The organism is Paenibacillus diazotrophicus, assembly GCF_042610465.1.
Genome location: NZ_JBGJZN010000001.1, coordinates 999040 through 1014384, shown reverse-complemented (window position 1 = coordinate 1014384; position 15345 = coordinate 999040). Strand labels below are relative to the sequence as shown.

Genomic DNA, 15345 nt, shown 5'->3' with positions numbered 1-15345 from the left:
AGGGGGCTGGAGGCTTTTTATTCTTATAGACATTCCTTAAGTTGAGTGCCTAGTTACTCTGTGTATTTCCGCAGCACAATAACTGCATTATGTCCTCCGAAGCCAAAAGAATTAGAGATTCCGATATGCAGATCCGCTTGGCGTGCGATATTAGGTACGTAATCGAGGTCACAGACTTCATCCGGCTCCTCCAGATTGATGGTAGGCGGAATAATGCCCTTCCTGATGCTTTGGATGAGTGCAATGGCCTCAAGACCTCCGGCGCCGCCCAGGGCATGCCCTGTCATTGATTTATTGGCTGTGACCGGAATACGGTAGGCTTGATCGCCGAACAGTTTTTTGATCGCCATCGTTTCGGAACGGTCACCCACCAGAGTGCTGGTAGCATGAGCGCTGATCACATCCACATCCCCAGGCTCTATCCCGGCCTCCTTAATCGCCAGCTTCATCGCCTGATAGGCGCCTATACCTTCGGGATGAGTAGCCACCATGTGATAGGCATCGGAACTGGCACCGTAACCGGTTACTTCACCGTAAATGACGGCATTTCTCTTCAGCGCATGAGACAAGGACTCCAGAATGACAATCCCGCTCCCTTCTCCGATGACAAACCCGTCACGATTCGCATCAAATGGGCGGCTTGCTTTGTGCGGGTCCTCATTATGGGTGGACAACGCAGTCGCATTTCCGAAGCTGGCCAGTGATATTTCGTTAATTGCAGCTTCGGTGCCTCCTGCAATGATGATATCGGCACCGCCGAAACGGATCATCCGGAAGGCTTCACCTATAGCTGTATTGCCGATGGAACAGGCAGTTACAGGGGAGAGAGTAGGGCCAAGTGCCCCAAGCTTAATACTGATCAGGGCTGCAGCCATATTGGAGATCAGCATAGGGATCAGCGTCGGACTGACTCTTTCCGCACCACGGGAACGCAGCACATCGGCTTGCTCCATCAAGGTCTGAATACCTCCGACTCCTGAGCCTACGTATACCCCAATTCGTTCGCGGTCGATTTTGTCTAACTGAAGTCCGGAATCTGCCCAAGCATCTTCGGCAGCAGCCAGGGCGAATTGGCTGAACCGGTCCATCCGCCGGGCCTCCTTACGTCCAAACCTGCCCTCAGGATCGAAATCGTGCACAGCACCAGCGATCTTTGCTTTGAAATGTGTGGTATCAAAGGTGGTGATCGGAGAAATCCCTGATTCTCCTGCAACCAGGCGTCCCCAGAATTGTTCTACTGTATTTCCAAGCGGCGAGACCAAACCCATGCCTGTTATTACTACGCGTTCCATAATGAATGATCCTCCTAAAAGTTTTGATAGCATAAGCTCCATGTGAATCGACTCCGCAAAACTGGCTTCGTAAGCATCTACATGTTTTGATAGCATAAGCTCCATGTGAATCGGCTCCGTATAACTTGCTGACGAAGCATGTAACTGTTTTTGTTATACGTTTATTTTTCCACTTAATTTATCCTATTACAAGTTGTCGTTTATCATAGTATAATTAGTGCTATTCTAAACTTCATTCAGGAAGAGGCGCTTAACTTATGTCCACTCAAACCAGACTTCAGGCTTTATCAGACTTCTTAAAAGCAAGGCGGGCTGCGATATCCCCTGCATCGGCCGGGCTGCCTCAAGGTACGCGCAGAAGAACTCCGGGTCTGAGGAGGGAAGAGGTTGCGCAGCTGGCAGGAGTCAGTAACACTTGGTACACTTGGCTGGAGCAAGGCAGGGACATCAAAGTTTCGCCTTCTGTATTGGACTGTATTGCTGCTGCTTTGCAGCTTACCAAAGATGAGCGTAGCTATTTATTTGCCCTGGCACTGGAGAACGGTCCCGGCGCTGCCCTTTATCCGCAGGAGAATATCTCTGAGATCAGTCCTTCACTGCAGAAGATCCTGCAGGAATTAACCAATTGTCCAACCATAATTTCTGACCGCCGATGCGGGATCGTTGGTTGGAATGCAGCCGCAGCCCATGTATTTCTCGACTTTGCTACACTGCCGCCTGAGGAGAGGAATATGATCTCCCTACTGTTTGTGCGGAAGGAATTCAAGCGCCTTGCCGTGAACTGGCAGCAGTTCGTCAGAGGGTATTTATCCATATTCCGGGCCTATTACGGCCAATACGTGGAGGATCGCTGGTATGATGATTTCATTGCGGAGATGAAGCAGCAGCATACGGAGTTCAATCTGCTATGGGAAGAGAGCCGGGTTAGCTCAGCACCTGACGTAGTGCTTGAATTCCGTCACGCCAAAGCGGGCAAAATGCTGTTTCATCTCACTTCGCTCCAAGTACACGGCAGTACTGATTTGCGGTGCAGTATCTATACGCCAGAAGGCGATTCCAACACTGAAGCCAAACTTAAGCAGTTAATGGAGCAGCATGTAGAGGAATGATGATAAAAAATCTTTATGGATTCATAAAAAACTATAAATATGCAATGTAAGGTTTGGCGTTTATACTCCTAATATGATGTTTAACTTATGGAATCGGAAAAGGAGTGCAGCATAATGGCAAAAGTCACCGGATTAGAAGGCATTGTGGCAGGAGAAACCAACATTGGTCTGGTAGATGGAGAAATGGGGTATTTGGTATACCGGGGATATTGGGCAAAAGAGCTTGCAGTCACGCGTACATACGAAGAAGTGGCCTATTTGCTGTGGAACGGGCATCTTCCTTCTGCGGATGAGCTGGAACTGCTAAAGAGCGAGATGGCCGTATCCCGTAAATTGCCTGAATATCTCCGCCAGATCATAGAACTGATGCCTGCGTCTGTACCTATGATGCTGGTGCTGCAGAGCTCTGTTGCTGCGCTTGGCGGGCAGGGAAACTCCACTTGGCCTCCGGTAATTGGGCAGGCGGTCAGGTTGGCATCCATCCTGCCGACTATTATTGCTTACAGATATCGTACACTGAATGGATTAACACCACTGGAACCGCTATCTGAACTTGGTCATGCTGCCAATTACTTATATATGCTTACTGGAGAAAAGCCAACGGAGGCGCATGTGAAGGCACTTAGCGCATACCTGATTCTATGCATGGAGCACGGGATGAACGCTTCAACATTCGCTGCCCGCGTTGTGCTCTCTACCGAATCGGACATGAATGCTGCGGTAGCCGGTGCAATCGGAGCGATGAAAGGGCCGCTGCATGGCGGTGCTCCATATGAGGTGATATCGATGCTTGAGGATATCGGAACCAAGGAGCGGGCGGAACCGTGGCTGCGGAATGCTCTGGATAGTGGCACCAAGCTCATGGGTTTCGGGCACCGGATCTATAAAACCAAGGATCCGCGTGCGGAAGCTCTTCAGATCGCGACACAGGAAATGATCGGCAAGGATCCTTCTTTTGATCTGGCACTTCATGTAGAAGCTACGGCGATACATTTACTTCAAGAATACAAGCCGGGCCGGAGATTGTTCACCAATGTTGAGTTTTATGCAGCAGCTATTTTGAAGGCGCTGGAGCTTTCTCCGGATATTTTCACACCAACCTTTACAGCTGGAAGAATTATTGGCTGGACCGCTCATATTATGGAGCAGGCAGAGAACAACCGGATTTTTCGGCCGCAATCTGTCTATACAGGATCTATGCCCAAGAACGAATTCTAAAGAACAGTATGGATGCGCAAAAACAACCCCAGCCGATAAGCGGCCGGGGTTGTTCATATAGAGGAGATGGTCATGAGCGAGAGTATGAGGGGGATACTCTGGGGTTTTTTTAGAAGTCGGATGTCGCAATTTCAATAGTGCCAAAGACAGCGCCGGCAGCCGTGCTGAGAAGAGCGGCTACGAGCAGAGCACTCACGCTAAGTGTAAGGCTGTTCAGTGCAGGAATGGTATAAGTGACAACTGGAGCGTTGACCCGGTAGATGACAAGATCCACGGGGAATGCGGAATTGTTGTTTACTGTTACAGCTGCGTTAATGCCACCTGACAGATTCTCGTAATATGATTTACCTACAGATGGAGCCAGATTAAAGTATTGAATGGGTAACAAGATAGCCATGGTAACGACCTCCTTTTCATTTGATAGAATATTATATTCGGTTACTCTATTATTGCTTTGACAAATGACATAGGAGATTCGCACAAATATGATATGTTACACTTAGAATAATACTGTTAATAGTAAGGAGAATTCATATGATCAAGCTGGTGTCCTGGAATGTGAATGGACTAAGAGCCTGTGTTAGCAAAGGCTTCATGGATTACTTCAAAGAAACGGATGCAGATATTTTCTGTGTGCAGGAAACTAAACTTCAGGCGGGGCAGATTCTTCTGGATATGGGAGAAGAGTATGAGCAATACTGGAATTATGCAGTGAAAAAAGGGTATTCAGGAACGGCGGTATTCACAAAAATCAAGCCACTCTCTGTAAGATACGGAATGGAAGAGGACTCTGAACCCGAAGGCCGGTTGATTACACTGGAATTCGCCGGCTTTTATCTCGTAAATGTCTATACTCCAAATGCACAACGTGAGCTGGCGAGACTGGATTACCGGCTGGAATGGGAGGATCGCTTCCGCAGCTATCTGCTGGAGCTGGACAAGCTGAAGCCAGTACTGGTATGCGGAGACCTGAACGTAGCCCATCAGGACATCGATTTGAAGAATGCCAAAGCCAACCGCGGGAATTCAGGTTTTACCGATGAAGAGCGGGGGAAGATGACAGTACTACTGGAGTCAGGATTCATTGATACGTTCAGACACCTGCACCCGGATCAGGAGGGAGCCTACACCTGGTGGTCTTATATGCCGAAGATCAGAGAACGGAATGTGGGTTGGCGTATCGATTACTTTCTGGCCTCTTCACGATTAGCGCCGAAGCTGAGGATGGCGGGAATAGAGTGTAGCGTAATGGGCAGTGATCATTGCCCGGTGGTAGTGGAGTTTGAGGATATACAGGAATAATGGGCAGGTTGGGTAAAAACTAAACAAGGGCCGTACATCCCACATCAGGGGTGTACGGTCCTTGTCGTTAATCCAGATGATTATTTACAACAAATGGCCGGTAACTACGGTTTCCAGATCTTCAGCTGACATAGACACATTATATTGCTGCTTAACCACAATGGAAGATTCTTGGAATGTGATCTCTACAGTAAATCGGAAGGGAGTTTCTACGAACAAGAGGGTCAGCAGCAGCGTATCCTCGGTGACCCAGGTAAAGCTGGACATGATTAGATTCCTAGTATTATCCAGAATGCTGGCGGTGCTTTCAACCCATTCCCCGCGGCCCAAAGAAACCTTTTGTTCACCCGACGGTCCTTGCAGTGTTAATTCAGCCGCTGATTCGCTAAAAGAAACCGCCAGTGCATCCAGCTGCAGCGAGTTGGCTTCCAGTGTATAGACTTTGCCGTTCACTGTTTCTTCCAAGCTTGAAAAGGGGGCTATCTCTGGAGGCTGAATATTTAGTTGGGCTAACTGTACATTCAACTCCGCTGCAGCAGGATCGTTATCAACAATTACATGTTCATTTGTCATGGCAGGCAGAAGGTGCTCCCATACTCCGTTCATAATACGCTGCATATCACTGCTGCCGCTTGTTATGGCAACTACCGCATCCTGTTCTGGCATTACGATACAGAATTGGCCAAAGGCTCCGTCTCCGCGGTATACGTCATGGCGGCAACGCCAGAATTGAAAGCCATAACCCTGTGCCCAGTCGCTGGAAGCTGCACCCGGACTACCATCATCGTTGCTGATTTGCTTGGAGGTAGCGGCCGCAATCCATTCTTGGGTCAGCAGCTGAGTATTGTTCAATACCCCTTGCTGCAGATACAATTGTCCGAATGCGGCAATGTCTTCGGTAGTGATACTTAACCCGAATCCGCCCAGATTGACCCCCCGGGGACAAGAGCCCCAAGTCGGATGTTGAATGCCCAGCGGAACAAACAAGCGGGGTTCCAGGTATTCCAGTAAAGTGAGACCGCTTACTTTTTGCAAAATGGCAGAGAGCATGTACGAAGCTCCAGTGTTGTACAGGAAATGTGTACCAGGTGTCTTATCGACCGGAAGCCGGAGGAATGTTCTGACCCAGTTGACGTCTTCGCTGCTCATCATAGTTGGCATGGTATCTACTGTATGGCCCGTACCCATCATCAGCAGGTGGCTAATATTCATCAGTGCCAGATTGGGGCTGATGTCCTCCGGAGCATCCTCGGGAAAGAAGGCCACAACCCGGTCCTCCAGGGATAATAATCCTTCTGCCACTGCCAGTCCGATAGCGGTTGAGGTGAAGCTTTTGCTGAGTGAAAATAAAGAATGTTGCAGCTCGGGTTGATAAGGCGACCACCAGCCTTCCGCTATTACAGCACCATGGCGCAGCAACATGAAGCTATGAAGACCTAATTGCTGCTCTTCCATCGCATTAAGAAAAGAAGAAACTGCTGCTGACGGGATCCCCTGCGCTTCCGGCAGGCTTCTTGGAAATTGACGTTTCTGTTGCGTATTTTCCATAATCCTATCTCCCTTGAATGATATGGATAAAAGCTTATAACCCCTATATTATAACAATCATGAACAAGATACGAGAGTCCTGTATGGGACCCCTATAGGTTCAGACGGAATCTGACAATGGACTCCCGGAGTCTGCGTGCTCCTTGTCGGGCCAGGTAATTCTGTTACGGGTCCGGCTAAGTTGTTCATACACCAGCACCGGATTTCGCTTGAATACACGGATTACAAGATGGACAAAGAATGCGAGATTCATGAACATGACTGCGCCGTACACGATTCCCATCCATGGACCTGGCAAATTCGAGAGCCGTGAGGGAGAAAGCAGATGTATATTCATACCCACCAGTATTCCATACAGGAACAGGTATCTTACGATTAATCCCCATAACCGGTTGCGGCCGTCTTCGCTGCTGATGCGGATCCGGACCACCCATTTGCCAAAGGTCCTCCCTCCGGTACACCAAGGTATCACCACAAAATATATACCTGTTGTGATCCAATAAGCGTATGGCACCTGGAAGGAATAGAGCAGCAGCAATACCATGCTCCAGATTGGTGCGTCTAATACCGAGGCGATGCTTCTGCGGGTATAGGTGACTCTTTTGGCAGATAAATCTACCCGTGTATCGAGCTGTTCGATTCGTGGCAACAGTGCGGATACCCAGAGTGCAATCCGGTAACCGGCAATTCCGCCCAGCGTATTGGTCAATAGATCGTCAACATCAAAGATCCGGTAGGGATGATCAAAAAATCCGAAGAGAGCCGTGATCTGGGTGATCTCAAAAAGCAGTGACAGCGTAAAGGAAAGCAGAATGCAAACGACCCAGCGTGTGCGGAAATAATAACCCAGGAACATCCCAAAGGGTACCGTCAACAATACATTGAACAATGCCTGAAGGAAATCCGGTTGTCGTAGTATCTTCCAATACGATAAAGGGTCATCGGAGCTGATGTTGGAATTGCGGATGATATCCTGAATGAAATGCAGCGGTATATGCTGAATCATATTTCCGATAGGGTAGGCATTATGCCTGGACGACGGCATGGGAAGCATAATCAGATAAAAGGCGTTCAGCAAATAGAGCAGCAGCAAATAAAGAATAAGTGCCCTAATCTTGTTGATATAGCCATGGCGTCTGTATTGGACCATAAGAAATGGGAGCGTGAACAGCAGCGCTGCCACAGGAAAAGACATGAATGCGTAGGAAATTGGAAATAGATAGGATTGAAGCATGATCCACCTGCCGTAAATAGAATAGTAGTTGTGGTGTGTACATGAAATAAATCTGAACATGAAATAAACCAATGAGTACCCTTCGTATGTTAGACGCCGCGTTGTGCCGGTAACCCTGCAATGCGGAGTGACACTTATTTATTGAGCCTATCCGGCATACATATGTCTGGAGAGGAGCGTGAAGCAAGATGGACAAGAAAGTACAGCAATATTACAAACTGAAGGCCAAGCAGAAGGAGATGGAGAAAGAACTGGGCGAGCTTCGGCAAGAGATCCTGGCATTTTGTGCGCAGCAGGGACAGGCGGACAATGAAATCGGAGGCTACAGAGTGAAGCTGGTCACGCAAAACCGCAGGGAATACGATGATGACAAGCTATACCGGACGTTATCTGATCCTGAGGTCTGGCGATTGCTCTCCAAAGCGGACTCGGCGAAAATCGCCAGTCTGATTAAACTGAATATTATCGAAGAAGAAAAAATCGCCCATACGTATGCTGTCAAGACAGTTACACTGCTGCAAGTAGATAAGAAATAAATCCATTCTTGAATCGTGTATTTAGTAAAGAAATCGCCACCTCCGGCATTTTGCGCTAAAATAAAGGAAGTGTTCCTTTATATATTTGAATAGAGCAATCCATGATACGGAGGAAATGAAGCGATGAAGGATTTTGATGTAATGCTGGAAAAGTATGCTGACCTGGTTGTCAAGGTCGGAGTAAATGTGCAGTCTGGTCAAGTACTTATGATTCATTCGCCACTGGAAACGGCAGAGCTAACTCGTCTGATTGTAGGCAAGGCCTATGAAGCAGGAGCCAAATACGTGCTTGTGGATTGGGATGATGAAAAGGTAACACGTATTCGTTATGAGAAGGCTGCAGATGATTCTTTTGGATATTACCCGCAGTGGCATGCAGATATGCTGGAAGGGTTCGCGGAAGAAGGTGGGGCTGTATTACATATCAAAGTACCTGATCCGGAATTATTCCGCGGTATTGATTCCTCCAAAGTTTCCACGGCAGTGAAAGCTGCAGCCATAGCACGCAAGAAATATCAGAGCTATACCCGCAACAGCCGGATTAGCTGGTCGCTGATCAAGGCGCCAACACGGGCTTGGGCGGACAAAGTGTTTGCTGATCTACCGGAGGAACAGCGTGTGGAAGCCATGTGGGAAGCGGTATTCCAGATGAACCGTGTGGGCAGCGAGGATCCGGTAGCCGCGTGGCGAGCACATATTGCAGACCTCAAGCAATCCCAGGAACGGATGAATGCCAAACGCTACAAAAGTCTGCATTACCGCGCTCCTGGAACGGATCTTCATGTGGAGCTTCCAGAGAGACATCTCTGGCGCGGCGGCGGCGGCGAAAATGCCGGCGGGGTCTATTTTGTAGCCAATATGCCGACAGAAGAAATCTATACCATGCCGCACCGCAAAGGAGTCAACGGTACTGTCAGCAGCACGATGCCGCTTAATTTGAATGGACGGCTAGTAGATGGTATCAAGCTCACTTTTACGGACGGTAAAGTAACTGCATATGATGCCGAATCCGGGCGGGAGCATCTGACTTCCCTGCTGGAAACGGATGAAGGCGCCTCTTATCTGGGAGAGGTGGCACTGGTACCACATGATTCTCCTATTTCAAATCTGAATAGAGTCTTCTACAATACTGGAATCGACGAGAATGCTTCTTGTCACTTTGCACTCGGCAGTGCGTATCCGGTAAATATAGAAGGCGGAACCTCACTTAGCAGCGAGGAGCTGCTGGAGCGGGGAGCCAATGTAAGCCTGACGCATGTTGACTTCATGATAGGCTCTGCAGAGCTTGATATTGATGGCGAATTAGCCGATGGGACCATTGAACCTGTCTTCCGCAAAGGAAACTGGGTACTATAGAACACATGGGAATGTGATCCTATTTGTTGTTCCGGTTACTGAAGCTGCGAACCCCTCTAAGGGTGGGTTTGCGGCTTTTTTAGAATCGTCATAAACCGTGTGGATAAGCTTTCATTGAAAATATTTTTGTTGCACCTTACGTAACGTCATCTTTTATAATCAATGTACGTTAGCGCTAACGAAGGAGTGACTATGGGACAGTATTGGAAGGTAGGAGACCTTGCGAAAATAACGGGACTTACCGTTCGTACCCTTAGATTTTACGATCAAATCGGTTTGTTTTCGCCGTCCGGACAGACCGACTCCGGTCATCGACTGTACAACGAATCCGACCTGTCGCGTCTGCAGCAGATTGTATCCCTTAAGGAGCTTGGCCTATCCCTTGATGAAGTGAAATGTCTTCTGGAAGGCGGGCAGATCAGTGCACTTGAGATCGTTGACCTGCAAATAGCACGGATCAAAGACCAAATCAAGCTGCAGCAGAGACTTCTAGAACAACTCCAATATGTATCCAAGTCCATTCAAGTAAAGGCTCCCTTAACGGTGGAAGACTTTACAAGTATCCTATACACAATGAAAATGAGCCATGAAAAGCGGGTTATCGAGCGTCGGATGAGCTGGGAGCACAGACTGGATACTCTAGGAAATTTGCTTGATGCTGAACATGAAGCAACAAAATCAAAGGAGGATTAACCATGAGTGAAAGATTCGTCAATCATGCTACGTTTGTTGTCGAACGAACCTATGCCTCATCGCTTGGAAAGGTTTATGGTGCTTGGTCTGACCCGGCTCTAAAAGCAAGGTGGTTTTCGAAGCCCGATATTTTTGAATTCCGTGTTGGAGGACGGGAATATAGCAGAGGAGGGCCGCCAGAAGGACCGGTTTTCACCTTCGAGGCTAACTACCAAGAGATCATTCCGGAACAGCGGATTGTCTACACTTACTCATTGGATGCTGGCGATAAGCGCCTTTCCGTTTCGCTTACAACGGTTGAGTTCATCCCGGTCGAGGAAGGAACCAAGCTGGTTTTCACCGAACAGGGGGCGTTTTTTGACGGGCAAGATACTCCAGAGATTCGCGAGCAAGGCACGAACGAAATGCTTGATGCCTTGGGCAAAACACTCTAGCGGGGTTTATTATGTGGACTATTGCAGACGAGGACCTCATATCCTAGCGAAAATTTGCGTGTTACACAGAAAAAGATCTTACTTAGCTTAAGGGGTGCCGAAAGGCACCCCTTTTAATTTACCTGTTCAGATCAAGCGGAGAGCCGATAAATAAAATTTGACAATTTTGCTACTCCAGACTCAAGACCTATTCACAAAATAATTTTAAAATTGAAGAGATGTGTATCATAATCTTTATTGATATGCGGCTAAGAGAAGAGTATAGACCCGAAAGAGAACATTAAATGACCTAGTCGGAGGAATCACTATTTTGAGAAAGCTATCATTCTTTATTACCATTATCATGTTAGGTACAATGTTATCCGCTTGTTCTGCTATTACCTCTTCAGTGGATAAAGCGCCTGCTGGTGTTACCTCCGGAGAGAAAAAGGAAATTGAGAAGTACAATGCATATGTAAGGCTTAATAACTTGATGACAGGCAGAATCAATGAGGTTCTAATTCATTATTTTGAGAAGTTCGGAATGGATACACAGCCTGTAATCGAGAAGAATTTCAGCTTCATCATGCTCGACGTTGCTGAACCTGAACGGGTAGTCATTGATCAAGCGAACGGCTATACCGCAAGCCAACCTGCTTTTGCGAACGCAGACCCCTTAGTAATCCAACTGACACCAGTCATCAAAGAGCTGTTGTCCGTACTGGATGAAATGAAAGCCTACTATGATTCAAGGGGTTACGTGGATGATGAATTCGCACAAGGAAAGCAGCTGCATACCAAGCTGGTAAGTGCCAATCTTGCTTATGAGAAAGTCGCCAAACCATTCTTCACAGCTCTGCAGAAATTGGGTAACGAGCAGCGTCTGGCTGAACTGCAAAAACTCAAGGATTCAGACCAGCAGATCCGGTATAGTGCCTTGAAGTTCATGATAGACGCCGAGGCTACGGCCATTGAAATGGATGAACAGGGAATCACCGCCGGCAATGTGCTCAAGCTTGATATGACGAAGTTTAAAGTCAAATACGATACGATGACCGCGGATTTGAGTGAGCTCATGACCCTTTCAAAAGATAAGAAACGGATTGAAAAAGAAGGGGTTAACAGTTTCAGTATAGGGAATTATGTGGACTCAGCCACTGAGGCAAAAGCGGCCGCTTCGAAAATTATTGAGCGCATCAATAAGAAGGAGCCTGTATCGGATTCTGATCTGAACGGTCAGTTCCTCCACACTACAGATGGAACACCTGAAAATTTCAATTATCTGCTGAGCAAGGCTGTTGAACGTTATAATGAAATGAATTAAGCAAAACCTCCCTTTAGAAGCAAACCTAGATCTAATAGCTTCGATGGGGAGGTTTTATTATAAAATTAAGTGAACTGACAGTATTTGAACAATTAGGAGGAACAAGGAGATGTTGAACAAATCATTGCTGGTCGGGGACGTTATGCAAGAATGGGCGGGAACGCGCAGGTTGTTGGAAAGCATACCGGACGAACATCTGGGTTGGAGACCGCATGCGAAGTCTTATACTTTTGGGGAATTAGCAACGCATGTCGTCAACCTGATTAATTGGCAACTGTTCATTTTGCGCGATCCGGAACTGGATCTGGGGACCATACCATCACGCAGGGTAGCCTTAGAGAGCAGGCAGGCGATGCTAGACGAATTCAATGCGAACATCCAGGAGCTCGAGCAGACGCTGGACACAATCGATGAAGCGGCATTGGGCTCGAACTGGACACTCCGTCGCGGCGATACGGTCATGGCCGTACAGCCGAAGGCTATAGCATTCCGTACGATGGGGATGAGCCATATGATTCATCATCGTGCACAGCTCGGAATGTACTTGCGTCTGCTTGATCAGCCGGTACCTGGTGTCTACGGTCCGACCGCGGACGAACTCGGCAAGTAGCGTGTACTCTTCACAACAGGCAACGGGAGGGGCCGCCAGAAATGGCGGTCTTTTTGCTATTATCTGATGGAAGGTCCTCTCAACTGCGCAAATGAATCGAAGGCATTTATGTTATTTTCGACATTTTTAGACGGCCTACTTGAAATCGCTAACAGCTAGTCATATAATAGGTTTATCGAAACGATTCGATCTGTGAATCCGACTAATGAGCCTTACACTTAGGGAAAGATCTCGTTTTCAAGGGAAAATGTAGAAAAAGTAGTTTTAGATCTCTTTTTATGGGTAATTATTCATTAAGGAGTCTGCGATTTATACTATGTTTCACAGAAAAACTCGAATTTTTTTTCGAAGTGAATCGAAACGTTTCGATGTAAGGGTTTTATTCATGAATATATAAATTTGTCAAACACTACAACAGGGGTGAAAGTAATGATGAAAAAGACTGGTTTGGTAGCTACAACTGTATTAATGGGTTTCTCTTTGGTCGCAGCAGGTTGTGGGAATTCTAATGATTCAGCAGCTGGTGATAACAAAACGTTGAAAGTATGGTTCATGGGAACTTCGGATACTGTAACGCCGATTACCAAAATGTATGAAGAGAAGAATCCGGGTGTCAAAGTGGATGTGCAAGCGATTCCTTGGGATACTGCACATGATAAACTGCTGACTGCCGTTGCCTCTAAAAACGGTCCTGACGTTATCCAAATGGGAACAACCTGGATTCCTGAGTTTGCGGCAGCAGGTGCACTAAAGGACATGGCGCCTTATATTGAAAAGTATCCCAGCATGAAAGCGGAGAATTTCTTCGACGGTGCAGTTCAAACGACAAAATATGAAGACAAAACGGTAGCAGTTCCTTTCTATGTTGAGACGCGCGCTATGTTCTACCGCACTGATCTGCTAGGTGACGTAGGTTATCCGGAAGGTCCCAAGACTTGGGATGAATTGAAGGATGCCAGCAAGAAGCTGGTTGCCAAAGGTGGAGCTGGACATTATGCGTTACCTATCGAAGCGAAGGATTCGATCTATACGGCTATCTTCGCCTGGCAGAACGGAAGCGAGCTGATTGACAGCAACCGTCAGCCCCAGTTCAACCAGCCGGCATATGTGGACACGATTAAATTTCTGAAGAGCTTCTACGATGAAGGATTGTCCCCTAAGGGAACAGATCTGGATACGGTAGCTGCATTTAAAGATGGTACCATGGGGATGTTCATCAGTGGCCCTTGGATGATTCAGACTGTTAAGGAAAAAGCTCCGGAGATTGACGGCAAATGGGCAGTAACCACTCTTCCTGCTCAAAAAACTAACACCTCTTCCATCGGTGGTGCTGATCTGTCCATCTTCAACTACAGCAAAAATCCGGATGAAGCTGCTAAATTTATCGCATTCATGGCTGAACAGGATGCACAGCTGAAATATTATGAAACTTCCAACTCGATGCCTGCACTGAAGGCCGCTTGGGATAACGATGCGCTGAAAGATCCGATGATTGCCGCTTTTGGTGAACAGCTTAAGAATGCACGTCCTGCTCCAACGGTAAAAGAATATGAAGAGATTGCACAAGCGGCTATGGCTTCCTTTGAACAGATCACGGTTGGCGGTGCGGATACACAGACCGAACTGGACAAGCTTAACGCAAAGGCAAATGAACTTCTGGGCAACAAATAAGCAACACTCTTTCCAGGCATACTGCCGATTCTCCGTAATGAAGGGGTTTCGGCAGTGTGTGCGTTCATTGTATGGAAAGGTAGTGCAAGAAAGCGAAAGGATGTGAGTGATTGTGAGTTCATTTGTGAAGCAATGGAACAAAAATAAATATCCATATATGTTTATCGCACCTGCTGTCCTGCTGCTGACTGTATTCTCCATAATTCCAATTATCATAGCGCTGGTCATCAGCTTTACAGATATGGATTTGGTGGGGCTTGCGGATTATTCCAATATCAGCAGTGTGGGCTTAGATAATTACATTAACATTTTCAAAGACCCGGTCTTCCTGAAATCGATGTACAACACAATGATCTATGTAGTTATCGGTGTACCGATGGTCGTGATTGCCTCCATGGGGGTGGCGCTGCTGCTTAATTATGGAACAGGGTGGCTGTTCAAAAGCTTCCGCGTCATCTACTATATGCCGTCGATTACTAACATTGTAGCCGTCGCGGTGGTGTGGGGATATTTGTATAACGGCAGCTATGGGCTGTTCAACTACATTCTGTCTATCTTCGGCTTTCCGGCACAGCAATGGCTTCAAGACCCGAATCTTGCGAAATTATCTCTGATCCTGCTGGCGTTCTGGAAATCCATAGGTCTCAATATGATTATTTTCCTGGCAGCATTGCAGGGCATTCCCCGTTCCTATTATGAAGCGGCTGAAATTGACGGGGCGACTGGCTGGAAGAAGCTGCGCTTCATCACAGTACCTCTTCTTGGATTCGCTACTTTCTTTGTGACCATTACGACCTTGATCGGCTGGATTCAATTCTTCGAAGAACCGCTGGTCATGACCAAGGGCGGGCCGCTGAATGCCACGATGTCTATGGCACTCTTCATCTATAACAACGGCTTCCAGCTCAGCAAGTTCGGTTATGCGGCTTCCGGCTCGTTCGTGTTGTTCATTATCATCATTATTGCAACACTCATTCAATTCGCGGTCAAAAAGAAAGAAGTGGAATATTAAGTGTCAGCTGTAGCGCTGCTGCTTAAA

The 15345-nt window shown here is 47.3% G+C and carries 15 protein-coding genes; 11 read left to right on the top strand and 4 right to left on the bottom strand.

Going from position 1 to position 15345, the window contains the following annotated elements; all coding sequences use genetic code 11:
* Positions 1-53 precede the first annotated feature (53 nt).
* On the bottom strand, positions 54-1292 hold the full coding sequence (fabF, locus tag ACAN54_RS04545) for a beta-ketoacyl-ACP synthase II (protein ID WP_379153003.1): 1239 nt from the start codon (positions 1290-1292) through the stop codon (positions 54-56).
* A gap of 257 nt (positions 1293-1549) precedes the next feature.
* Here fabF and ACAN54_RS04540 point away from each other — a divergent pair, with 257 nt between their 5' ends.
* Together ACAN54_RS04540 and ACAN54_RS04535 are read left to right on the top strand one after the other, a co-directional pair.
* Positions 1550-2401 carry a helix-turn-helix transcriptional regulator gene (locus tag ACAN54_RS04540; protein WP_379153001.1) on the top strand — a complete coding sequence of 284 codons (852 nt, stop codon included), beginning with the start codon at positions 1550-1552 and terminating at the stop codon, positions 2399-2401.
* 114 nt (positions 2402-2515) lie between these two features.
* On the top strand, positions 2516-3619 hold the full coding sequence (locus ACAN54_RS04535; RefSeq protein ID WP_379152999.1) for a citrate synthase: 1104 nt from the start codon (positions 2516-2518) through the stop codon (positions 3617-3619).
* A gap of 109 nt (positions 3620-3728) precedes the next feature.
* Here ACAN54_RS04535 and ACAN54_RS04530 read toward each other — a convergent pair whose 3' ends face one another.
* Positions 3729-4016, bottom strand: a complete 288-nt coding sequence (locus ACAN54_RS04530) for a hypothetical protein (RefSeq protein ID WP_379152997.1) — start codon at positions 4014-4016, stop codon at positions 3729-3731.
* Positions 4017-4156: 140 nt separating this feature from the next.
* Between ACAN54_RS04530 and ACAN54_RS04525 the strand changes: the two genes are divergently transcribed.
* Complete coding sequence (locus ACAN54_RS04525; protein ID WP_379154173.1) at positions 4157-4921, top strand: exodeoxyribonuclease III; 765 nt, start codon at positions 4157-4159, stop codon at positions 4919-4921.
* Positions 4922-5005: 84 nt separating this feature from the next.
* On the opposite strand, the gene ACAN54_RS04520 is transcribed toward ACAN54_RS04525, so the two are convergent.
* Both ACAN54_RS04520 and ACAN54_RS04515 read right to left on the bottom strand, forming a co-directional pair.
* Positions 5006-6469, bottom strand: a complete 1464-nt coding sequence (locus tag ACAN54_RS04520) for a serine hydrolase domain-containing protein (protein WP_379152995.1) — start codon at positions 6467-6469, stop codon at positions 5006-5008.
* A 100-nt stretch (positions 6470-6569) separates the two neighbouring features.
* On the bottom strand, positions 6570-7664 hold the full coding sequence (locus ACAN54_RS04515) for a VanZ family protein (protein WP_379152993.1): 1095 nt from the start codon (positions 7662-7664) through the stop codon (positions 6570-6572).
* 227 nt (positions 7665-7891) lie between these two features.
* Here ACAN54_RS04515 and ACAN54_RS04510 point away from each other — a divergent pair, with 227 nt between their 5' ends.
* From ACAN54_RS04510 to ACAN54_RS04475, 8 genes are all read left to right on the top strand, one after another.
* The gene (locus ACAN54_RS04510) at positions 7892-8239 is read left to right on the top strand and encodes a hypothetical protein (protein ID WP_379152991.1); all 348 of its coding nucleotides are present in this window, start codon (positions 7892-7894) and stop codon (positions 8237-8239) included.
* Between the two features lie 123 nt (positions 8240-8362).
* Entirely contained in the window at positions 8363-9595 is a 1233-nt protein-coding gene (locus ACAN54_RS04505; RefSeq protein ID WP_379152989.1) for an aminopeptidase, read from the top strand.
* A 192-nt stretch (positions 9596-9787) separates the two neighbouring features.
* On the top strand, positions 9788-10288 hold the full coding sequence (locus tag ACAN54_RS04500; protein WP_379152987.1) for a MerR family transcriptional regulator: 501 nt from the start codon (positions 9788-9790) through the stop codon (positions 10286-10288).
* Positions 10289-10290: 2 nt separating this feature from the next.
* Positions 10291-10722: an SRPBCC family protein gene (locus tag ACAN54_RS04495; protein ID WP_379152985.1), complete on the top strand. Its 432-nt coding sequence runs from the start codon at positions 10291-10293 to the stop codon at positions 10720-10722.
* A 310-nt stretch (positions 10723-11032) separates the two neighbouring features.
* Positions 11033-12025 (top strand): YiiG family protein, encoded by a 993-nt coding sequence (locus ACAN54_RS04490; protein ID WP_379152983.1) that lies wholly within the window; start codon positions 11033-11035, stop codon positions 12023-12025.
* Between the two features lie 112 nt (positions 12026-12137).
* Positions 12138-12635 carry a DinB family protein gene (locus ACAN54_RS04485; protein ID WP_379154171.1) on the top strand — a complete coding sequence of 166 codons (498 nt, stop codon included), beginning with the start codon at positions 12138-12140 and terminating at the stop codon, positions 12633-12635.
* 429 nt (positions 12636-13064) lie between these two features.
* Positions 13065-14306: a sugar ABC transporter substrate-binding protein gene (locus tag ACAN54_RS04480; RefSeq protein WP_379152981.1), complete on the top strand. Its 1242-nt coding sequence runs from the start codon at positions 13065-13067 to the stop codon at positions 14304-14306.
* 157 nt (positions 14307-14463) lie between these two features.
* A complete protein-coding gene (locus ACAN54_RS04475) occupies positions 14464-15318 on the top strand; it encodes a carbohydrate ABC transporter permease (RefSeq protein WP_379154169.1) in 855 nt (284 codons plus the stop codon).
* The last annotated feature ends 27 nt before the right edge of the window (positions 15319-15345 follow it).